At 68.3% G+C, this 21704-nt stretch carries 21 protein-coding genes and 1 pseudogene; 16 read left to right on the top strand and 6 right to left on the bottom strand.

Annotated features, from left to right (window positions below; translation table 11 throughout):
• Positions 1-219: 219 nt before the first annotated feature.
• Positions 220-756, bottom strand: a complete 537-nt coding sequence (locus ETD86_RS55840; protein WP_170223481.1) for a hypothetical protein — start codon at positions 754-756, stop codon at positions 220-222.
• Positions 757-1166: 410 nt separating this feature from the next.
• Positions 1167-2246 carry a PP2C family protein-serine/threonine phosphatase gene (locus ETD86_RS38175; RefSeq protein WP_246148831.1) on the bottom strand — a complete coding sequence of 360 codons (1080 nt, stop codon included), beginning with the start codon at positions 2244-2246 and terminating at the stop codon, positions 1167-1169.
• A gap of 275 nt (positions 2247-2521) precedes the next feature.
• Between ETD86_RS38175 and ETD86_RS38180 the strand changes: the two genes are divergently transcribed.
• The 4 genes from ETD86_RS38180 (at position 2522) to ETD86_RS38195 (ending at position 7319) form a co-directional block, all read left to right on the top strand.
• Positions 2522-3754, top strand: a complete 1233-nt coding sequence (locus ETD86_RS38180; RefSeq protein ID WP_138671522.1) for a glycosyltransferase 87 family protein — start codon at positions 2522-2524, stop codon at positions 3752-3754.
• A 443-nt stretch (positions 3755-4197) separates the two neighbouring features.
• Positions 4198-5223 (top strand): Na+/H+ antiporter NhaA, encoded by a 1026-nt coding sequence (gene nhaA / locus ETD86_RS38185; protein WP_342779339.1) that lies wholly within the window; start codon positions 4198-4200, stop codon positions 5221-5223.
• A gap of 363 nt (positions 5224-5586) precedes the next feature.
• The gene (locus ETD86_RS38190; RefSeq protein ID WP_138671523.1) at positions 5587-6030 is read left to right on the top strand and encodes a CBS domain-containing protein; all 444 of its coding nucleotides are present in this window, start codon (positions 5587-5589) and stop codon (positions 6028-6030) included.
• Positions 6027-7319 carry an ArsB/NhaD family transporter gene (locus ETD86_RS38195; protein ID WP_138671524.1) on the top strand — a complete coding sequence of 431 codons (1293 nt, stop codon included), beginning with the start codon at positions 6027-6029 and terminating at the stop codon, positions 7317-7319. The genes ETD86_RS38190 and ETD86_RS38195 overlap by 4 nt, the downstream gene beginning before the upstream one ends.
• Before the next feature lie 765 nt (positions 7320-8084).
• Here ETD86_RS38195 and ETD86_RS38200 read toward each other — a convergent pair.
• The 3 genes from ETD86_RS38200 to ETD86_RS38210 all read right to left on the bottom strand — a co-directional run bounded on the left by ETD86_RS38200 (position 8085) and on the right by ETD86_RS38210 (position 10554).
• On the bottom strand, positions 8085-8633 hold the full coding sequence (locus ETD86_RS38200) for a DUF1707 SHOCT-like domain-containing protein (protein ID WP_138671525.1): 549 nt from the start codon (positions 8631-8633) through the stop codon (positions 8085-8087).
• A 389-nt stretch (positions 8634-9022) separates the two neighbouring features.
• Positions 9023-10153, bottom strand: a complete 1131-nt coding sequence (locus ETD86_RS38205; RefSeq protein WP_138671526.1) for a DUF1648 domain-containing protein — start codon at positions 10151-10153, stop codon at positions 9023-9025.
• Positions 10153-10554 (bottom strand): GntR family transcriptional regulator, encoded by a 402-nt coding sequence (locus ETD86_RS38210; protein WP_138671527.1) that lies wholly within the window; start codon positions 10552-10554, stop codon positions 10153-10155. Before ETD86_RS38210 ends, ETD86_RS38205 begins: the two co-directional genes overlap by 1 nt.
• Positions 10555-10618: 64 nt before the next feature.
• Between ETD86_RS38210 and ETD86_RS38215 the strand changes: the two genes are divergently transcribed.
• The 12 genes and pseudogenes from ETD86_RS38215 to ETD86_RS60335 form a co-directional block, all read left to right on the top strand.
• On the top strand, positions 10619-10972 hold the full coding sequence (locus ETD86_RS38215; RefSeq protein ID WP_138671528.1) for a hypothetical protein: 354 nt from the start codon (positions 10619-10621) through the stop codon (positions 10970-10972).
• Entirely contained in the window at positions 10969-11856 is an 888-nt protein-coding gene (locus ETD86_RS38220; protein ID WP_138671529.1) for an ABC transporter ATP-binding protein, read from the top strand. Before ETD86_RS38215 ends, ETD86_RS38220 begins: the two co-directional genes overlap by 4 nt.
• Positions 11853-12647 carry an ABC transporter permease gene (locus ETD86_RS38225; protein WP_138671530.1) on the top strand — a complete coding sequence of 265 codons (795 nt, stop codon included), beginning with the start codon at positions 11853-11855 and terminating at the stop codon, positions 12645-12647. The genes ETD86_RS38220 and ETD86_RS38225 overlap by 4 nt, the downstream gene beginning before the upstream one ends.
• A 793-nt stretch (positions 12648-13440) precedes the next feature.
• Complete coding sequence (locus tag ETD86_RS60330; protein ID WP_211370576.1) at positions 13441-13920, top strand: transposase domain-containing protein; 480 nt, start codon at positions 13441-13443, stop codon at positions 13918-13920.
• A gap of 286 nt (positions 13921-14206) precedes the next feature.
• Entirely contained in the window at positions 14207-14665 is a 459-nt protein-coding gene (locus ETD86_RS38240) for a hypothetical protein (RefSeq protein ID WP_138671531.1), read from the top strand.
• An 11-nt stretch (positions 14666-14676) separates the two neighbouring features.
• Positions 14677-15702, top strand: coding sequence for a peptidoglycan-binding protein (locus ETD86_RS38245; RefSeq protein WP_138671532.1), 1026 nt, complete (start codon positions 14677-14679; stop codon positions 15700-15702).
• Positions 15699-16400, top strand: coding sequence for an ABC transporter ATP-binding protein (locus tag ETD86_RS38250; RefSeq protein ID WP_138671533.1), 702 nt, complete (start codon positions 15699-15701; stop codon positions 16398-16400). The genes ETD86_RS38245 and ETD86_RS38250 overlap by 4 nt, the downstream gene beginning before the upstream one ends.
• On the top strand, positions 16397-17599 hold the full coding sequence (locus ETD86_RS38255) for an ABC transporter permease (protein ID WP_138671534.1): 1203 nt from the start codon (positions 16397-16399) through the stop codon (positions 17597-17599). The genes ETD86_RS38250 and ETD86_RS38255 overlap by 4 nt, the downstream gene beginning before the upstream one ends.
• A gap of 37 nt (positions 17600-17636) precedes the next feature.
• On the top strand, positions 17637-18326 hold the full coding sequence (locus tag ETD86_RS38260) for a response regulator transcription factor (RefSeq protein WP_138671535.1): 690 nt from the start codon (positions 17637-17639) through the stop codon (positions 18324-18326).
• Positions 18327-18355: 29 nt separating this feature from the next.
• Positions 18356-19450 (top strand): sensor histidine kinase, encoded by a 1095-nt coding sequence (locus ETD86_RS38265; RefSeq protein WP_170223482.1) that lies wholly within the window; start codon positions 18356-18358, stop codon positions 19448-19450.
• A 115-nt stretch (positions 19451-19565) separates the two neighbouring features.
• Positions 19566-19850: a hypothetical protein gene (locus ETD86_RS55845; protein ID WP_170223483.1), complete on the top strand. Its 285-nt coding sequence runs from the start codon at positions 19566-19568 to the stop codon at positions 19848-19850.
• Between the two features lie 200 nt (positions 19851-20050).
• Positions 20051-20365 (top strand): annotated as a pseudogene (locus ETD86_RS60335) (sulfotransferase domain-containing protein); the annotation flags it as partial.
• Here the strand turns inward: ETD86_RS60335 and ETD86_RS38285 are convergent.
• A partial coding sequence (locus ETD86_RS38285; RefSeq protein WP_211370577.1) for a metallophosphoesterase occupies positions 20337-21704 on the bottom strand: 1368 nt, incomplete at its 5' end. The pseudogene ETD86_RS60335 and the gene ETD86_RS38285 sit on opposite strands and share 29 nt — an antisense overlap.

The raw sequence follows: 21704 nt of genomic DNA on the forward strand, positions 1-21704 counted from the left end.
CCGCAGCAGCGGCCTGACCAGCCGAATCCAGGTCACATAACGTCGACGACCTTCACGGTCACCCGCGCCCAGACGCACCCCGAGCCCGAACGCACCCGGACAAGCCGCGACCCGAGCACGGCGACCCTCCCACGCCCGAAAACGGCCCCTTCACCTGCGGAACCGGTCCTCGTGGAGGAATTGGACGAGAAAACGATCAGACCAAATCACGCCGTGGATTCAGGCTAAGACATTGATCGGGGACATCCACCGCCAGTTGAGCGTGACCAGCAGCCCGCCGAACACGGGGGCGATCGCGCCGACCATCTGCAGCACCGTCCCGAAGATCGCGATGGGCATATTGCGTTTCTGGCCCTCGTAGGCCGCGGCGATGAGCCGGAGCGAGTTGGCCATCACTATCGCCGCCCCGACACCGTGGGAGGAGCAGGTCGCGGCGTGCCTGACGGTGATGTGCCGCCTCGCCAGCGGCGAATCCGCGATACGCGAGGTCGGCCGAATGATCAACCGTACCTCGCAGGGATGCGAGCGCAGCGGTCGCGTCCCGGCGGCCTGGCTGCTGGTGCTGTCGCTGCCCGTGTCCGTCGCCTGGTTCCTGCTGGCGACAACGGGCGTTAGCAACTCCGCTGACCTGACGCCGACGTTTATGGCGTTCGTCCGCGGCCAGTAGCTGGCCGTCACCAAGTCTGGGGACCCGCCGATCAGCTCGATCATTTCGTTGACCGCGGTTTCCAAATCCCGCGCGGCCACGTCGAGCATTTGCGGCCCTTCGGCGTCGGCCGTTCGGGTACGGATGTCGCGCAGGTCGCGGACGGCGGCGCGCAGCGGCTCGCCGATGCTCGTGCGAACTTCCCGTGCAATCCGCTCGCGTTTCCACTTTCCTGGCGTACTCCTCCCGCAGGCGGTCGCTCACCGACCTCCGGGTGACGGTAGACAACCAGGGCACGAACCGGTCGGGCCTCGCGTAGCCGAGGCAGGCTGCGGACCACGGCCAGCCAGACCTGATCGTCGGCGTTCAGTCGACGGCTGTCTTCGCGGCGGCGTAGGCCTGGCCGCGGGGCCCGCAGGAGTGGATGGCACCCGCAGCTGGCCTCCATGATGGTGCCGCCATGGGTGGGCCTGTCGACGATTGCCGAACACGGTAGCGATGTTGAGGGAGCGGCTGGTCCTCAGTGGGAGGGCTCGTTGCAGCGCAGCAGGAGCATGGCGGCATCGTCGTGCAACGGCCCGTCGACGTGCGCCTTCAGATCGAGGCGCAGTTTCTCCAGTGCCGCCTCCGGATCGTCGCCCGCCAGCAGGAACGAGCGCTCCAGGAGCGGATAGAAGGTGTTCCTGCGATCGCGTGCCTCGATCACTCCGTCGGTGTAGAGCAGGATCTGGTCGCCGGGCCGGAAGGGAACCTGGTAGGGACGCGGCCCCTCCACATCGAGCCCGGGCAGGCCGAGCGGTGGTGCATTGACCTCCGGCTCGGCGAAAATCGCGTCCCCGTCGAAAGGCACCAGCAACGGTGGCGGATGGCCATAGTTGAGCAACGTCAGCCTACCGTCGGCAGCGGTTTCAGCCAAGATCGCGGTGACGAACTCCTCGCCTGACAGGCGGCGATTCAACGAACGTTCCAGCCGTTCGCTGACGCCGAGCAGGTCTGGTTCGTCCTGGGCGGCCTCGCGGAAGGCGCCGAGCACTGTCGCGGCGGTCTCCACGGCTTCCAGCCCTTTGCCCTGCACGTCACCAACGATCACGCGCACTCCGCCTGGGCCGATGACCACCTCGTACAGGTCACCACCGATCCGGGCCTCGGCATCGGCTGAGGTGTAGGAGACTGCTGCGCGCAGGTCGCCGGCGCGGCGCGGCACCGGCCGCAGCAGCACCCGCTGAGCCACCTCGGCGACGGAACGCACGCTGGCCAGTTCCCGCTCCCGCCGCTGCCGCCCCAGCGTGACCAGCACCCCCGCCACCGTCACACCGGCGATGGAGATGAGATTGAGGTCGCTCTGCCGGGACCCGAGCAGTTCGTCATACAGTCCCAGAAGCAGCGAGAGAACCAGCGCCATGCCTCCGATGAGCACCGTCCGGAGAGCGCCGCCGACCAGACACGCGAACGCGGGCCCGAGCGCCAACAGGGACAGATAGCCGTATTGGGGCCCGGCCAGGAGATCCACGGCTGTCACGGTGCCCATCATGACGAACGGCCAGGCGGTCGTCAGCGCGTGCATCAGCCGGGTTGCCCCCGCGTACTTCCGGCTCTTCACAGGCGCCTCCAGATCGATCGGCAAAGTGACCTGCCGACCAGACTTCCCGGCGCACCGCGGTCACTGTAACAACCTCATCCTCCAGACGGCACCCGTACGAAGCCGCGCCCGGCGGCTCACGAGGTGCTCAGCTCTTGGTAGGGTGCCTATCCTCGGGTGCCGGGCGGCACTCGCCTTGGTGTGCCGGGAAGTCTGGTCGGCGTGAACAGCGTCGACCCGACAGGAGACGGCACTCATGGCACCATCCGCTTCCGCCCTCATCGGCGTGTTGCCGCATGAATGAACCCGTTCTCACCGCGCTGTTGCTGTGCGCGGGACTGGTCCTCGCCGCCGCAGCACACCGCTACCGCTGGCGTCCCTCGTTGAGGACGGCTCTCCTGGTGGCTGTCGGGTTCCGGGTGGCGGTGCTGGCCATCGCCGCGCAGGGCGCCTGGCAGCCCGTCGACTTCGTGCAGAGCTTCCAGCCCGCAGGCGAGGCGATCTTGCGGCATGAGGATCCTGTGCTGTCCACCGATGGCTCATGGCGCTTCCTGCCGATGATCCCCTACGCCTACGCCGCCACCCTGGCGGCCGGGATCCCGTGGGAGGTGGGCGGCCGGCTGGTCACCGTGCTGTCCGACCTCGTCCTGGTGCTCCTGATTGGCAAACTCGCCGGCCCCGGGCAGGAGGCCACGCGGCGCTTCCAATACGCCTGCTCCCCGCTGGCGGTGATGGTCGCGGCCATTCACGGCCAGGTCGAACCCGTGTCCTTGATGTTCCTGGTGGGCGCCTACCTCATGGCGCGCGCCGATCGCGGCCTGGCCGCCGGGATCCTGTTCGGGTTGGCGCTGTCGGCCAAGAGCTGGCCGATCATCCTGCTGCCGGTGCTCCTGCTGATGCTCTCGACCTGGCGGCAGCGGGTCATCGCACTCATCGCCGGTGGCGCGGTGCCGCTGCTCTTCTTCTTTACACTGCCCTTGGGCGCCGGAACTCCCTTCTCGCGCCTCCCCGATGTGGTGGCCATGCTGCGCTGGGTACGCCCCATCGTCGGCGAGTGGGGCTGGACCGCGTGGCTGACCGGCGGCAACTGGTCCTTGGAGCCCACCTACGCGACGGTCGGCCAGATCCTCATCTACAGCGTTCTGGCCGTGGTGTTCTGGGTGTGGCGCCGCGCCGACCCGATCGATCTCACCACCGCGATGCTGCTGGGGTTCATGGTGGTCACTCCTCGGCTGGGGGCGCAGTACCTGCTGTGGTTCGTGCCCTTCCTCATCGCCCGCCCGACCCGCTGGGCGCAGTACGCGCTCGCCGCCTGCGCCGTCTGGGCCGGGCTCGGCTACATCTACCTCACCCAGTTCGACCACGATGGTTGGGCATACCACCACGCGTGGTGGGCGATGAGCTCGATCCTGGTGATCCCGCTGCTCATCGCGGCGATGCCGTGGAAGCGCAGGATCTTCTTGCCGAGCCACGCTCAGGAACCGGCACCGGCACCGGTGGCAAGAGACCTCGCCAAGGCCGGAAGCTGAAGCCCGTCGTTCAGCCCCCGCAAGCCGGCTGAACGGCCGTGCGGCTGCCGACATGGACCTCATAAGAGGTGCGACAACCGACGATTTGGGACGTTCCGGTAAAGAGCGGCGATACGGGAAGAGTGGTGATCGGTGTGCCGGGAAGCCTGGTCGGCTGGTTTGTCCCCGACCTTCCTGGAGATCCATGACGCACGCACCATCCCGTCGCTTTCGCCGGCTCAGCCGCAGTTCGTGGGCCGGGGCGCGGCGCATCGGCGACATCCTGCGCGCCGAGACCGTCGGCGGCGTGCTGCTCCTCGCCGGAGCGCTGCTGGGCATGTTGTGGGCGAACTCACCCTGGTCAGCAGCCTACGAGCGGCTGCGTGCCGTCGAGGTCGGCCCCGCCGTACTGCGCCTGGATCTGAACCTGGGCGGCGGACGGGCTGCTGGCCATCTTCTTCTTCGTGGCCGGTCTGGAACTCAAGCGCGAGTTCGTCGCCGGAGATCTGCGTGATCCGCGGCGTGCGGCCATCCCGATCGCGGCCGCGGTCGCCGGAGTGCTCGTGCCCGCCGCGCTCTACCTGCTCATCACTGGCGGCGCCGAGGCGGACGCGGCCCGGGGATGGGCGGTGCCCATCGCCACCGACATCGCCTTCGCACTGGCCGTGCTCGGGATCATCGGCCGCCACCTGCCTACCGCGCTGCGCACGTTCCTGCTCACCCTGGCCGTCGTCGACGACCTGCTGGCCATCGTCATCATCGCGTTGTTCTACACCGAGCATCTCGCACCGTTTCCCCTGCTGGGCGCGCTGGCGCCACTGGCCGCCTTCACCCTCTTGGTGCGGCGAGGAGTGCGTGCGTGGTGGCTGCTGCTGCCGCTGGCCGCGATCACGTGGACCCTGATCCACGCCTCCGGCGTGCACGCCACCGTCGTCGGCGTGCTGCTGGCCTTCGCCGTCCCCGTGGTCGACGGGACACGGCCCGGCTCGGGACTGGCCGAACACTTTGAGCACCGCTTCCGCCCGCTGTCGGCCGGCGTCGCCGTGCCCGTGTTCGCGTTCCTGTCCGCGGGCGTCCCGCTCGGCGGACTGGACGGCCTGGCCCGCGCGCTGACCGACCCCGTCGCCGTCGCCATCGTCGCCGGACTCGTCCTCGGCAAACCCCTCGGGGTGATGGCGGCCACCTGGCTGATGGCGCGCTTCACCCACGCCGACCTCGACGAGAACCTGGCCTGGGTGGATGTGCTCGGACTATCGATCCTGGCGGGCATCGGCTTTACCGTCTCGCTGCTCATCGGCGAACTGGCCTTCGGCATCGGCAGCGAACGCGACAGCCTGACCAAGATCGCCGTATTGGCCGGCTCCCTTGCCGCGGCTCTGCTCGCTGCCGTGATCCTCCGCCTGCGCAACAACGCCTACGCCGCATGGAGCAGGCCGAGTCCGCCTTCCTGGAGGACGAGCGGCAGGTCCAGGGCACGTGAGTGTCCATAGCTGTGCTCCATGGCGGACGGTGAGCGGACGGCGTGCTGGGCTGATCTCCCGCCGCAAGCGCCTGCGGATCTCCCTCGAGCGCTCCGCTCGAGTCCGCCGGTGCGCTCCAGCCCTTCGCCGAGGCCCTCACAGCCGAATGCCCGACGTCAGGCGGGCCGCCTCGGGCAGCGAAGGCCGGCGCGCGGGCGGAGCGGCAGTTCGCCGACCGTGGGCGGTAGGGCGATGGCTGCTGATCGAGCAGCCGAGGGTGGCTGCCGCTGCTGCGGTGTGTGCGGCTATGACGGGTCTTGATAGGTTCTTGGCAGGTGTGCCGGGAAGTCTGGTCGGCGATGTCATGTTGTCGATCTTTAAAGAGGGCCGCTGATGCGTGCACGTGATCTCGTCACTGACTTCCCGACCGTCGCTCTGGACACATCCGTGTACGAAGCCGCGCGGCTTTTGTCGACGCAGCGGCTGCCGGGCCTCATCGTGGTCGATGAGCGGGGACTGCCCTCCAGCATCCTGCCCGGCACACAAGTGCTCCGCCTCGCCGTGCCGGACTACTGCCAAGAAGATCCAGCGCTCGCGCGGGTGGTGGATGAGCCGCACGCCGACTTGTTCCTGCGGTCGCTGTCCGGGCGGACGGTACGGGAAGCGCTGCCGAGGGAGCCTCGCGAGCTGCCGATCTCCGACTCCGATGCCACGGTGCTGGAGCTGGCGGCCTTGATGGCGCGTACGCGCAGCCCGCTGGTGGCGGTGGTGCAGGAGGGGCGGCTGCTCGGCGCTGTCACTCTGCAGGCGCTGCTGGACTGGGCGGTGGCCGCGTGACGGTCACCGCGTGGCTGGCGGTGGTGGTCTTCCTGGGCGCGTACGCGCTGATCGCCACCGAGAAGGTCCATCGCGTCGTGGCGGCGCTCGGCGGGGCGGGGATCATGTTGTTGATCCACGCCACCGACGCCGGTGCCGCCTTCTTCGACGAGCACACCGGCATCGACTGGAACGTCGTCTTCCTGCTGCTCGGCATGATGGTCATCGTCGGTGTGCTGAAGCAGACCGGGGTCTTCGAGTATCTGGCGATCTGGGCGGCCAAGCGCGCCAAGGGGTATCCGTACCGGCTGATGGTGCTGCTGGTGGTCATCACCGCTGTCGCCTCGGCGCTGTTGGACAACGTCACCACCGTGCTGCTGATCGCGCCGGTGACGTTCCTGGTGTGCGAGCGGCTGGCGCTGCCGGCGGCGCCGTTCTTGATCGCCGAGGCGATGGCCTCCAACATCGGGGGCGCCGCGACGCTGGTCGGCGACCCGCCGAACATCATCATCGCCAGTCGCGCCGGGCTGAGCTTCAACGACTTCCTCATCCACATGGCGCCGTTGGTCATCGTCCTCATGATTGTCTTCATCGGGATGTGCCGGATTCTGTTCCGCAAGTACTTTCGCTACGACCCCGAGCGGGCGGCGGAGGTCATGGCGCTGAACGAGCGGGAGGCCATCGCCGACCCCAGGCTGCTGTGGCAGTCGCTCGCCGTGCTGGCCCTGGTCATGGTGGCGTTCGTGCTGCACCCGGTGCTGCACTACGAGCCGTCGGTGGTGGCCATCCTGGGCGCCGGCATCCTGGTGGCCGTCACCAAGGTCACCACCCAGGACGCGATCGCCGAGGTGGAGTGGCCGACCCTGGTGTTCTTCGCCGGGCTGTTCGTGATGGTCGGGGCGCTGGTGGAGACCGGCGTGATCGGCCAGATCTCGCAGGCCGCGGCCGAGGCGACCCAAGGTCAGCTCGGCCTGACCACCATGGGGTTGCTGTGGGCCTCGGCCGGGTTGTCGGCGATCGTGGACAACATCCCCTACGTCGCCACCATGAGCCCGATCGTCGCCGAACTGGTCCAGGCAGCCGGCGGCAACGGTTCGGCACAGGTGCTGTGGTGGGCGCTGGCCTTCGGCGCCGACCTCGGCGGCAACGCCACCGCCGTCGGCGCGGCCGCCAACGTGGTCATCCTCGGCATCGCCGCCCGCAACGGCACCCCGATCAGCTTCTGGCAGTTCACCAAGTACGGCCTCGTGGTCACCGTGGTCACCATCGCGTTGTGCGTGCCGTACCTGTGGCTGCGCTACCTGGCTTGACGTCCGCGCGGAAGGGGCGCCGCGCCAATCGGCGCTGGCACCGGAGAGTTGGGCCTTGCCGCCGAGCACGCGCGGGCGCGGGCGCGGGCGGGGTCGGCCAGGATGAACATGAACATTCCGAACCCCAGCGCGAGCCGTTCTTGAGACGGCTGAACTGAAATTGACGGGATCCCGTCTGATCTTGGGTGATCAGGCAGGATCTCCTCGTTTCAGAGACTTCCAGGCTGCCTTTGGGCGTCTTTGGGGCCTGTGTGGTGGCTGTCACGGAAGGTTCCGGTGGTGTCAGGCCGCTGCAGGAGCACGAGAATCGCGCCGCTGGACATGGCGAAGCTGGCGGCTGGCGGGGTGCTGCGTGCTGACGTTCTGGATTGCGGCTTAGGTTCCCGGTGGTGTTTGCCTGTCGCTTGCAGTGGAGCTGTCGGTGTCCGCGTGTCGTTTTCGGCGCTGGTATCGGTGTTCAGGTTGAGTTGTCGGAGTTCGCCTTCCGCTCCGGTCTTTGGGCAGAATGCTTGTCGAGCGACCGCGAGATCAGAGCCCCGGAATGACAGTGACGGCGACATGAGATGTCAGTGGCTCCGCTGCGCTGAGTAGTCGGCGGGGATCTCGAACCTGCGTGGGCGTCGGGACCGTTGTCGCGGAGCGTCAGTAGCCGCCTCAGTCGAACGTGTCAGCGTTGGCGCGCCAGAAGTCGGGTCGGCGTCGAGGTGGTCCTGGCGCCGGCTCTCGTAGTCACCGCGGCCGTGGAAGACTTCCCTCTGATTCGCCTCAGCGGGTGAACCAGCGGCGCTTTGTGGTCCCTCGGTAGCTGATGCGGACCTTGCTGAAGCTGAGTTCGCCGGTTACCCGCACATGCAGCAGGCCCGGTCGCGCCGCGCCCGGAGCCTCGGACGACACGCTGCCCCACTCGCAGGTCACCTCATCGGTGTCGGCGCTGGCGCCCTGTGGCAACGTGATGCGGGCGGAGCCGAAACTCAGGTGGAGATCCAGGATGATCTCCGGGTAGTCGATCTCCGCTTCGGTCAGGTCCAGGCGCGGGTCGGCGAACTCGGACTCGATGCGCAGCACCCGGGGTACCCGCCACTGGCCGGTACGCACGATCTTGCCGGCCTTCGAGGTGAGGGTCACCACCTCGCCGGGGCGTTCGGGCAGGTCGGCCGTCAACATGGCCAGGTCGCCATGGGACACGGCGGTCATGGCGCGTTCGACACGCGACTCCATCTCCTCCGAGGTCAGGCGGCCGTCGACATACGCCTGCTGGAGGCGTACGACGGTTGTCTCCCGGTCCCGGTCGGAGGCACGGGCTTCCGGATCCATACGGCCATCTTTCCGATGTTCACGACCTATGGGGAGAACTTCCCATGTACCCGGACGTTAGGTCTTCCCGCCGACAGAAAGACCTGAACAACTCCGCTCGAAACCGTTCAGACCAAGATGTCTGGCCGCAGGCCAGAACCCGTCCCGGCCGCCAACCTCATTCTGGAAGGGACACCGGTGTTGAGCGACAAGTTTCTGGGTCAGGGTCCGCGACAGGTGTTGCGCTCCATCAGCCAACCTCGTCAACCCGCCACCCCTGCGCTCACTCCGCGCCGGGCGGGCCCGGAGCGCTGGTGCTGGGACTGCACTTCCGTGAGTTCGATCTGGTCTGATCCGCGCTGGTCACCGGCGTGGTAAACGGGCCGAGCGTCACGGGGGTGCGGTGCCGGTCAGGAGAGGCTGTCACGCTGAGGCAGGTCGATAGCGCCAAAGGTGGCCAGGAGCACTACCACGGCCAGTAGGGCGAGGATCGCCCACGTGACGGGATGGCCGAGGTTGAGCGTCAAGGTCTGGCCGAAGCGGGCGTGGAGCACAATGGCGGGGTCGCGGCGGTTGGCGTAGACGGTACCGGCGAAGAACCAGTGCCGGTCGTCGTCGTCGCGCTGCGTGATCCCGGAGTCCTCCCTTTCCTCCCCCGGAAGAGCGGGGAGACGGTGCCCGCCGTGGCCGACCCGCATCTCCCAGACGAGCGCGCCGACCACAGGTGCGGCGAGCGGCAGGTATGCGGCCGCTCGCCAGGCGGAGCTGAGTGCGGCGAGTCCCCAGAGCTGCAGTGCGGCGATCATCAGGCAGAACGTGACGCTGGCCGCGCCCAATAGCGACATCCTGGCCACGCCATGCAGGTATATACGGTATTTGCGGGCTGATCCCTTCGGGCGGGCGGCGTCCAGGTCGGGCCGGGCGCGCAGCAGCACTAGCGTCATGGCGAGGAACACCAGGATGGTCGCCGCCTGGAAGATCGCCGGTTGGAAGGCCGCGATCGGCGTGGTGGGCTCGGGCTGGGTGGCGTCCACGTCAAGGCCCAGGAAGTGCGGCAGCGTCGCGGGCAGCGCGCCATAACGCCACCAGCCGAGACCCGTGGTGGTGAGCGTGATGGCCATGGCGGGGATGAGCCAGACCCAGGGCAGGCGCACCGGATCGGTGCGGAACGTGGTATCCACGGTGACGCCCTGACGTCGGCCCTCATGCCAGCCTCCAGCGCGCTTGGCGTGGCGCAGCTGACGGTGGGCGCGGTAGTACAGCAGCAGGCAGGCCACGCCCAGGCCCGCCGTCGTCATACCGGCGAGCGAGGCACGGCCGGCGCCGATGACGAGGGCGACGGACAGAGCCGCGGCGGCCACGCCCGCCAGGATGGTCGTTCTCGCGTAGGCGCGGCGCTGGGCGAGCACGACCGGGTCGGCGATGCGCTCGTGCGGCACGCGTACGCCGAACGGCAGCGTCGGCCGGGCCAGAGCGGGCATGACCAGGGCGACGCAGGTGATCATCGCCGCAGCCGCCAGACTGGTGAGGATGATCGTCATCACGTGGTCACCCGCGCCGCCGCCCGGAATCCGGACAGCGTCGCCGTACACCGCCGGATGACCTCGTCCTGGCTCAGGCCGTGCACGGTGGCCTCGGCGAGCAAAATCCGCATGCGTTCCTCCCACCTTTCACTGAATCCTGGGTCCGGCGGCCCCGCGCCGGGATCGCGCCTGATAACCGCGCCGCTTTTGCGGTTGACGCGGATCAAGCCCTCCTGCCTGAGCAGGTCGTAGGCCTTGTTGACGGTGTGGAAGTTGATCCCGAAGTCGGCGGCGAGCTGGCGGGTGGAGGGCAGCGGATCGCCCTCCACGGCCTCGCCGCGGGCGATCGCCTCCACGATCCGGTCCCGGATCTGCTGGTAGATCGGGACGTCGCTGTCGAGATCGATGGTCAGGTTCACACGCTCATCTTATCTGATATACAACTAATAGAACAGATAGAAATGGCCGACAGAAGGAGCCGTTATGTTCCAGGTGGAGATCAGGGACGGAATGCTCGTGCTGCGGCACGAGCCGTGGACGCGGCTGCTCGTCGGGAGGGCGCGCACCAGCGTGCCGCTGGCGGCGATCCGGGAGGTGCGGCTCGTGCCCGCACCGCTGGCCGAGGCGCGCGGGCTGCGCCGGGGCCTGGTCGTCAGCGGATTTCTCAAGGTCGGCGTCTGGACCGGGCTGGACGGCGTCAAGCGCCTCATCTGCGCCCGTCGCGCCCCAGGCGTGCGGATCATCCTCCACCGGCGGATCACGGGCATCGATGAGCTGGTGCTCAGCGTCGGCGACGCCGAGCGGCTGCGGGCCCGGATCGCGGGTGTCTCGGCATGATCGAGGTACGCGGCCTGAGCAAGACGTTCGGTGCGGTGACCGCGGTGAGCGACCTCAGCTTCGACGTCGCGGCGGGGATCGTGACCGCCTTCCTCGGCCCGAACAGCGCCGGGAAGACGACGACCATGCGCATGCTGCTCGGCCTGGTCACCCCGAACGCCGGCGTCGCCACCATCGGCGGGCGGCGCTACGCCGACCTGCCCCACCCGTCATCGCAGGTCGGCGCGGTCCTGGACACCTCCGGGTTCCACCCGGCCCACACCGCCCACGCCCACCTGCGCCTCTACGCCCGCATGGGCGGCCACCCCCGATCCAGGGTAGGCGAGGTGATGGACCTGACCGGAGTGGCGGCGTTCGCCGGGCGCCGGACCCGCACCCTGTCCACGGGGATGCGCCAGCGCCTGCACCTGGCGACCGCGCTCCTCGGCGACCCCCGGGTGCTGGTGCTGGATGAGCCGGGCAACGGTCTAGACCCCGAGGGCATCGCCTGGCTGCGTCGTTTCCTGCGCGACCTCGCCGGACAGGACCGCACGATCCTGGTCTCCAGCCACGTCCTGAGCGAGGTGGAGCAGATGGCCGAGCACGTCGTGGTGGTCCGTGAGGGCCGACTGGTCGCCGCAGGAGCCGTGGCCAACCTGTACGGCGCGGCCGCAGTACACCTCCGCTCCCCGCAGGCCGGCCAGTTGCGGACCGTGTTGCTCGGCCGGCGCGAACCCGCCGTGACGGTGGAGGCCACGGGCTCCGATGCCCTGCGCGTGCATGGCTTGACCAGCGCCGAGATCGCCGCGGACGCAGCGGCGCACGGCATCGCGCTGCACGAGATCACCCCGGAACGGCCCACACTCGAAAAGCTGTTCCTCGACCTCGCGGGAGGCACCGTATGATCGCGCTCGTCTCGGCCGAATGGCGCCGCCTGACCGCCTCCAGGCTGCCGCTGTGGGGACTGGTCGCGGCGCTCGGCAGCGGCGCGTTCGCCGGGCTGCTCGCCCTCGTCGGCCCGGAGAACTTCCAGCCGCCGCTGCCCGGCCTGGAGACCGAGGCAGGTACGCGCATGCTGCTCGGCATGCTCGGGATCCTGGCATTCGTGCCCGCACTGATCGGCACGACGGCAGTGGCCGCAGAATATCGCCATCGGACCATCACCACCACGGCGCTCTTCGCGCCGAAGCGGTGGACCGCGCTGGCCGCCAAGCTGGTCGCCTACGCCGCCGCTGGGCTCGGTTATGGGCTCCTCACCGTCACAGTGGCAGGGATCGCCCTGTTCGGGGCGGCCGCCGCCAAGGGCGTCCCGCTCGGCCTGCCCACGGCCGCCGTGCTGGCGCTGCTGGCCAGGATCGCGCTCACGATGGCCGTGTACACGCTGCTCGGCGTGGCGGTCGGGGCATTGCTGCGCAACCAGGTGGCCGCGCTCGCCGTGCTCGGCGGCTACTTCTACCTGGTCGAGACCGCGCTCCTGCTCATCCCCGGCGCCAACCTGCTCTATCCCTACCTGCCAGGAGGGGCTGCGGCGGCTCTGACCGGATTCACCTACATGGCCGACGCAGTCGCCGCCCAGACCGGCCAGTCCGCCGTCGCTCTGCTACCGGCCTCGCTCGGGGCCGCCGTCCTGCTCACGTACGCGCTGCTGGCCGCCCTCGTCGCCGTCGCCGTACCGCTGCGGAAGGACCTCACGTGAATGACCAGGCCGACCAGATGGCGCGTCATCGTCACCTTCGTCGCTCTCAAAGGGGTGCTGCGGCCACCCAGCGTCGCCCGCGCCGCCGGCTCCCCGCTCCACACTTGGTTCCGGAACCGGGCGTTGCGTGACCGGTTGACCGCCTTGTTCGCCCGCGCCGTGGCCGACGGCTCGGCGCGCGCCGAGCGCCACCCGACGACGCTGGCCGCGGAGATGGGCGCGTTCCTGGAAGGGGCGCACTTGCTGTGGCATCTGGACCCGGACCAGGTGGACCTGGTCGCGTGCACCGTGGCTACTTCGAGGGGTTGGCCGCCCGGCTCGATCCGGATGGAGACGCCTCACGACACTTCGCCGGATGAGGTCCCGCGCCGGGCGGCTCATGCTCAACGACCCCTGGTCGCAGGGGCCTACGTACCTCCGGTGGCCGGTCGGCCGCGACGCGCATCGCACGGGCCAGCAGATGATCAACGGCGGTTCGTTCAGCCACCGGCTCACCACCGCCATGCTCCGGTTCATCCCCTCACCGCTGTCGCGACGCCTGCTCGCACACGAGCGCAACCTTCTATGGAACTGGCATCCACCTCGGTTAACGGCAATGCCGGTTAGTTAGGGCTGGGGCCGGTATTGCAAGACCCTCAGAAGATCAGGACATGAGAACGGAGATCCGGTAGAACGGGTGATCTTCCCAAACCATCCGTCACACACTGGATCTCCGTTGAGTGCTGAGTCTGCCAGGTCACAGATGGCCTGCGCTATTGCTGTGGTGAATCGTCAGGTCCGAACGGCCGCGGGGGTGTTCGCGCCCGGCCATCTGGGTGAGCTGACCCAGGTGGTGCCGTTCGAGATGGTCGATGAGGTGCTGGCCGAGGCCGGTGGTCGTGAGCGGCGGTTACGTGATCTGCCGTCGCGGGTGGTGGTGTATCTGCTGCTGGCGGCGGGCTTGTTCGCCGAACTGGGGTATCGGCAGGTGTGGGCCCGGTTGACCTCGGGGCTGGCCGAGCCCGGTCCGGTGCCGTCGTCGTCGGCGTTGGCCCAGGCCCGGCGCCGGGTCGGGGTGGAGCCCGCCTCGGTGAGTCGATCCCTGCTGACCTTCGACACCAGCACGTTCGAGGGTCGGTCGGTCACCGATGCCCGGGTGGAACTTTACGCCGGCGGCAAGCTGGCCGCCGGGTGCTTCCCAGGCCAAACGATCAAGGCACAGCGCGTCACCTCAAGTTGGGATGGGCGACGTGGTCAAATCCACCGGCCACCACCAGCGTCGGCGAGGTTATAGCCACTGAGCCGGCAAGTGCGTTGGATCTGGCCCCCGGATATCCCTTCGGGAACGTGGACCTGGAAGGCCACTGACTTCGCCAAGGCCTGGGCCAGCGGAGCCCCCAACTACGGGATCATGCTCCGCCCTATTTAGGTTCGAACAGCCCGCAACGCTCGCCCACACAGCCGACTTTTCAAGATCGCGAAGATAGCCAAAGTCGAGCTCGGATTGCGGCTTGAGTTAAAGATGAGTTAAGCAAATCTGGTTAGCTTCTTTTAAACCCTTGTCCAGCATGCTGCGGGGCATGGCGAACATAAAGATTGCCCTGAAGGGAGCAGCCTTCCTCGCTACCTCAGTGGTCCTCGTGTCATGCGGCGGTGGCCCCGGGGCGCAGAGAGACTCCGGTGATCAGGCGAAGTACGCGGCGTGCCTGCGGGATCAGGGTCTCACCGTCACGGAGCGGAGCGACGGGCTGGACATCAAGGCGGACTCCCCGGAGAAGAGCAACGCGGCCAAGTCGGCCTGTAAGCAGTACGCCCCGGCCGGTGAGGAGGTGTCGCCCGAGGACAAGAAGCAGGCGATGGACACCGCGCTCCAGTACGTCGCGTGCATGCGCAAGGCGGGAGTCGACATGCCGGACCCGAAGCAGGATCCTGACGGCGGTGTCGCTGTAAAGCTGCCGGACGGGATGACCGAGGACACGCCGGTGGTTCAGCAGGCGCAGAAGGCGTGCAAGGAGCAGGCTCCTGGGAACTCCGAGTGAGGCGCACGGCGGTGCTGCTGAGCGGCGTAGCGGTGATCGGAAGCGGGGCTGTGGTGGGGTTCATGAACCTCCCCGGTCGTACGGCAGCGCCGGCGTCGAGCCCCAACGGTGCGCAGACGTCGTCCGTGCCGATCACGCGTTCCGACATGGTGGACACCAAACAGGTCAGCGGCACCCTCGGGTACGCGGGCCGCCGCATCCAGCCGAACCGCGCCAGCGGGGTGGTCACGGCCACCCGCGCCGAGGGAACGGTGGTGCGTCGGGGCGGCTGGCTGTACAAGGTGGAGGGCAAACCGGTGTTCCTGATGTATGGCGCCGTCCCGATGTATCGGCGCCTTGGTGTCGGCACCACAGGCCCGGATATCCAGCAGCTGGAGCTGAACCTGGTCAAGCTGGGATACAAGCCCGGCACGGTCGACAAGACCTTTACCGCTGTGACCGCCCAGGCGGTGTGGGCCTGGCAGCGCGATAAGGGGCTGGTGGCGACGGGCAGGGCGGAGGTGAGCCAAGTGATCTTCTCGAGGGGCGCGCTTCGGATCGCGGAGAACACCAAGGAGGCGGGGGATGCCGCTGAAGGTTCAGTGGTGACAACAACCAGGACCGAACGGGCTATCACCATCAAACTGGAGACCTCCAACCAGCAATTCGCTCGAAAGGGCGCCAGGGTGAGGGTGCAACTGCCGGACGGCAAGAAGGTCGCTGGAACGATCTCCTCTGTCGGGACCATCGCACGACCCGGGAAGGATGCGGACAGTCCGGCAACGATCGATGTCAGTGTCAAGGTCGGCGGCGAACTGGGCAGGCTGGATCGGGCACCGGTCACGGTCGAGCTACGAACCGGGCGCCGCAAGGACGTGCTGTCGGTGCCGGTCGAGGCACTGATCGCGCGAGAAGGCGGCCAGTACGGTGTGCGGGTGGTGCAGGGCGGGACCCGGCAGGTGGTGCCGGTCGAGACGGGCCTGTTCACGGGGAGCCGCGTCGAGATCTCTGGTGCCGGCCTGTCGGAGGGCGTGAGAGTCGAGGTTCCCAAGCTATGACCGCCGTCGTCGAGCTGACCAAGGTGACCAAGGAGTTTCCCGGTGGCGTTCTGGCGCTGCAAGGAGTGGATTTGCGCGTGGATACCGGAGAGCTGGTCGCCATGGTCGGCCCTTCCGGGTCGGGCAAATCGACCCTGCTCAACATGATCGGTACCTTGGACCGGCCAACGCAGGGCCAGGTGCGCATCGCCGGCTACGACGTGGCGCAACTAAGCGATCACGAGCTGTCGGCGCTGCGTGCCCAGCACATCGGGTTCATCTTCCAGCAGTTCCACCTCGCGGACGGAGTTTCCGCTCTCGACAACGTCGCTGACGGTTTGCTATATGCCGGGGTGGCGCGGCGTGAACGCCGGCGACGGGCGGGTGAGGCATTGGAGCGTGTCGGCCTGGCGGATCGGCTGGAGCACCGATCGAATCAGATGTCGGGCGGGGAGCGGCAGCGGGTCGCCGTGGCCCGCGCCGTGGTCGGGGAGCCGTCGCTGGTGTTGGCCGATGAGCCGACCGGCAACCTTGACACCGCATCAGGGGCAGAGGTTCTTGCGACGTTGCGGAATCTGAACGCCGCCGGCGCCACCGTGGTGATCATCACGCACGACCTGGAGGTCGCGGCCGCCGCGCCACGCCGGATCCACATCCGTGACGGCCTGGTCGTCGCGGATGAGGCCTCCGAGGCCGGTGAGATTGGAGCTCTCCGATGACGGATCGGATCGGCAAAGCACGGCTGACCCCGGCCCGGATGAACCTGGAGGATGTGGCGCGGGTGGGTGTGGGGGGGCTACGGGCCCGGCCCACGCGGGCCGTGCTGTCCGCGTTGGGGATCGCCATCGGCATCGCGACCATGGTGGCGGTGCTGGGCATCTCCTCCTCCAGCCAGGCTCGCGTCATGGAGACCCTAGATGAGCTGGGGACGAACATGTTGACCGTCGCCCCCGGCAAGCAGTTCTCCGAGAAGAAAGCCAGGCTGCCGAAGAACGCGGGCCGGATGATCCGGGGCGTGGAGCATGTCGCCATGGCCGGTCAGACCGGTGATACCGGCAAGGCCATCTACCGCAACGATCGCATCCCTTCGACGCGCACCGGTGGCCTTCAGGTCCGCGCCACATCCCTGGATCTGCTGGAGGTCCTGCAGACCCCTGTCCACAGCGGAAGGTGGCACGATGCGGCCACCGCGGCGCAACGCACCGTGGTGCTGGGATCCACGGCCGCCACACGGCTCGCCGCCACCGCCGGAGACTCGGTGTGGATCAACGGTCAGTGGTGGACGGTGATCGGGGTCCTGGCCGAATCGCCACTGGCGGAGGACGTCGACGTAGCCGCGCTGGTCGGCTTCGCCGCGGCGGATGCCTTCCTCGGTTTCGATGGACACCCAACCTTGGTCTACACGAAGATCGCTGAGGAGAAGGTCACGGCGGTCAGGGCGTTGCTGAATCACGCGGCGAACCCGGAGCATCCAGAAGAGGTCACGGTCAGCCGCCCCTCCGACGCTCTGGAGGCGAGGGCCGCGGTGGCGGGGGCATTCACCAGCCTGTTGCTTGGTGTCGGCGGCGTGGCCCTGCTGGTGGGCGGGGTCGGCATCGCCAACACGATGATCATCTCGGTACTGGAGCGGCGTCGTGAGATCGGCCTGCGTCGCGCGCTCGGGGCCACCACCGCCCAGGTTCGCATCCAGTTTCTCGCCGAATCCCTGATTTTGGCCGGGGCGGGCGGGCTCACCGGCTCGCTGTTGGGAGTGGTCGGCACCATCGGGTTCGCGCTGACACAAGGGTTGCCGCCGGTCGTGCCCACGTGGGTGATCGGCGGCGGACTCGGCGCCACACTCGCCGTCGGCGCCATCGCCGGACTCTACCCGGCGATGCGGGCCGCTCGGATGTCGCCGACGCTGGCCCTGTCCGCCTGAGACGTACCATGACGACCGACATCCGGGAGCATCGAACATGCGCGTGCTGGTTGCCGAAGATGAGAAAGGCCTGGCCGACATCATCGGCACCGGGCTGCGCAAGGCCCGGATGGCCGTGGACGTCGTCTATGACGGGGACGCGGCCCTGGAACGGGCGATGACCAATGAATACGACGTGATCGTGCTCGATCGGGACTTACCCGAGATCCACGGTGACGATGTCTGCCGGAGGCTGATGGAGGCGCAGGTCCCCGCACGGATCATCATGCTCACCGCCGCGGGTGACCTGTGGTCGAAGGTGGAGGGGCTGAGCCTGGGTTCTGACGATTACCTCGCCAAGCCCTTCGACTTTCCCGAGCTCGTCGCCCGGATCCGAGCCCTGGCACGGCGGGTGCCGACCCGGCTCCAGCCGGTTCTGCAGATGGCGGGCATCACCCTGGACCCCGCCTACCACGAAGTGCATCGCAACGGGCGCTACGTGGCTCTGAGCCCCAAGGAGTTCACGGTGCTGGAGGTCTTCATGCGGTCGGGCGGAAGCGTCGTCAGTGTCGAGGATCTGCTGGAGAAGGCATGGGACGAGAACGTCGACTACTTCACCAACTCCGTGCGGGTAACGGTGGCGACGCTGCGCAAGAAGCTGGGACCGCCACCGGTAATTCAAACCGTGATCGGAGCGGGCTACCGTCTCGTCGACCCTGGCCACGGAGCACCGTCAGGGTCCGGCTGACCGCGCTCTATGCCAGCCCCTTCCTCATCATGGCCGTGGTCATGCTGCTCGCGGTGAACCTGCTGCTCAGCAGCGCGCTTGGGGTGAGCGTCTCCGTCTCGGGCCGAGCACCTCAGCCCTCGGCCGCCGGGGCGCCGACCCGGGGCGAAGTCGACCAGGAAGCGGTGTTCCAAGGCGACCTTCAGCTGCAGTATGAACTCCTGAGGTACCAATGGGCCGCCACCGCGATCATCATCGCTGTCCTGACGGTGGTCTCCGTGATCCTGGGCTGGTGGCTGGCCGGACGCGTCCTGCGCCCGATTCGCAGCGTCACCTCCACGGCCCGCCGGCTGTCCCTGTCCAACCTCCATCAGCGGATCGCGATGCAGGGCCCCGACGATGAGCTCAAGGAGCTCGCCGACACCTTCGATGACATGCTCGACCGGCTCGAGCGCTCGACCGATGCTCAGCGCCGGTTCGCCGCCAACGCCTCCCATGAGCTCAAGACACCCCTGGCGCTGGACCGGGCGCTGCTGCAGGTGGCGTTCGGCGAACTTCCCGAGGAGCTGCTGGAGGCCCGGGATGAACTCCTCGCCTCCAACAGCCGCCAGCATCGGCTCATCGACGGACTCCTGATGCTGGCCGCGGCAGAACACACGCTGACCAACGCAGAGCCCGTCGATCTGGCCGACCTGGCCCGGCGTGTCCTCTGCGAGCACCCCGGCGCGACGGTGGACCTGTCACCGGCCCTCACCTCCGGCGATCCCGTTCTGGTGGAGCGGTTGATCGCGAATCTCGTGGAGAACGCCGAGAAGTACAACGACCAGCGTAGGTTCATCGCCGTCCGGACCGGAACGGGCAATGGAGGCGCGGTCCTCACCGTGGAGAACACCGGGCAGGAGATCGCCCACGAGGTGGTGTCATCGCTGTTCGAGCCGTTCCGGCGCCTCACCAGCGACCGTACCGAGTCGGTGTCCGGCGCGGGCCTCGGCCTGTCGATCGTGGCCGCCATCACACGCGTCCACGGAGGCACGATCGATGCCGTCCCCCGCACCGGCGGCGGCCTCGCCGTGACGGTACGACTCCCGGACATGGGGTCAGTGTTGAAAGCGCAGCTAAGGTTCTCAACGGGCGGCCGGGGGTAAAGCAACGCAGCGACTCCACCCATGTGATCAGTTGCCGTACGGGACCTGAATCGGCTCGAGCTGGCCGGAAACCGAGACTTTTCGTTCCGTTGCTCGTCGCGCCCCGGCCCTGGCCGTGGAGGCGATCACCGCCTCAGGCGAGGGGAACCACGAACTGGCGCTGTGCCTGGCCGACGAGATCCGCGGGGTTGCCTCCCGGCTGATGACCACCGCGGTGGGCAATGCCCGCCGCGATGGCCGCAGCTGGGCGCAGATCGGCCGTGCCGCCGGGCTGAGCAAGCAGGCGGCGTGGGAGAAGTGGCGGCGCATCGACGCCCGGTCCCGATCGCCGCTGCAGAGCGCGCTTGGACAACCCCGCCTTGGCGTCGCGTCGGATCGCAGCGTACAGGTCGACGCGTGAGGTGGGTGCGCGAGCCATGATGCTCAGACCCAACTCAGTGGCAGATCAGTTCGTCCCTTGGCGGACGTCCGTCCCGTGCTCGGCGAACGCCTTGAAGTCCTCCATGTGCTGCTGCGACTGCTTGCGGAAAGAGCCAGGCATCACAAGCCGGTCACCTACCCGCGCAAGGCTGGGCGTCCTTCTATGCCTCCTGGTGTCCCCGAGCTCAGGTCACCACTCGTTTCGAAGACCTGAAGAGCGACCCTGAACCCATCATGGCCGCCGCACTGCGGACACTTGGCCTGGACGTCAATCGAGAACGGCTTCGCCGGGCCATCGCCAGCAGCACCTTCGAGGCCATGCGAGCCCATGAGGACAAAGTCGCCGCACTGGACCGGGACAAGGGGCATGCCCGCATTATGCGTCGGGGCAAGGCAGGTGAATGGAAGGAGTGGATGACGCCTCAGCTCGAGTCCTGTTTCGCCGCACCGGAGGTTCGCAGCGTAGCTAGGTCCCTGGGCTATGACCTCGGTTGAGCAGCCGTGCACACGCCTCGATCACGCACGTGCCGGCCGGCTCCACGCTGAGTTCGCGCCTGAGAAGGTCCCGGGCGACGGGCAGCGCGGAAGGCAGCATCGCCACCGTACGGGGCTCGCCTGCACGCCGTTGCGTGCCCGATGGCATTCGGCACCAGTTCCACCACACCGCATCCCCCGCACGCGAGCCTGGGGCGGCCAACGCGTCATGGGCCCGAACCATGCGGTCGAACTCGCCCGGCTCCAGCTCGGTCACCACCGGAGGATCGTGTCCCCCAAAGATCCGGACCAGGTCGAGCTCGCTCACCGAACCCGCCGCCACGGCGGACACGCACCCGTCCAAAGGTGCCTGCGTGACATGTTTGCCGGGCGGCACGAAAGCCGCCTCCGCCCCGCTCGCCTCCGCCAACGCGGCGGCGATGAGATCGGGCAGGTAACGGCCTACCGCTGTACGGGACAACCAGGTGTGCCGCGACTCCCCTATGATGCGCCGCTCGGCCTCCTGGACGGCCAGCGCCGCCGGACCAGGCGGGACGGGCTCGTCCGCCGGTACCTTGAACAGGCCGCGGATCACCGCGCCGCCTGCGTCGCAGGGCAGGTCGGCGACCAGGACCGTGGAGGCGAAGGCGTAGGGATGACCGGCGGGAGTCCCGCCGATCGCCCCCGTCCAGCCCGCCGGCGTGTGCCCACCCACGATGAGATCGGCCTCCCCCGCCCACGCGCTCGCCAGCCGTACCAACTGCGATTGCCGGGTCCCGACTGGAGCGGCAGGCCACCACGTCACGCCCTCGTGCAACAGCACGATTACCCAGCGCGCTCCCGAGGCGCGCAGATCCTGGGCCAGCGCACGGACGACACCGCCGGTCTCAGAAACCGGCTCGGGAACATCGGCGAACAGGTGCACGAAGGGATGGGTCAGACCGATCACCCCCAAAGGGCCGCACGGCGTCTCCAGCAAAACGTGCCCGGGAAGACCGGCGCTGACGTTCGCACACAGCAGGGGGAACGGAAGCCTCCGAGCGGCCGCGTTCAGGGCTGCCGCTCCCTCGTCGAAGTCATGGTTCCCTGCGGCAGCGGCGGACAAGGGCAGGCTGGCCGCCTCCTGCCAGGGCCGTTCGCCACGAAGCTGCGCGGCCGCGCCCACGGTGAGATCTCCGGCGTCCAGCCACACCGTCGGCTGCCTCTCCCGCTCAAACTTCAGTATCCGCGCGACGCCGGTGCTGGTCCCACACATTCCCCAGCTGGTCCTCATCGCGGTCCAGGCGAAGCCGAGATCGGTCGTCGTGATGACACGCACGACCCTGCCCGGCAGCGCTGCTGGAAGTCCACGGCCCACCCC

Source organism: Nonomuraea turkmeniaca, from assembly GCF_005889735.1.
GTDB classification, from domain to species: Bacteria; Actinomycetota; Actinomycetes; order Streptosporangiales; family Streptosporangiaceae; genus Nonomuraea; species Nonomuraea turkmeniaca.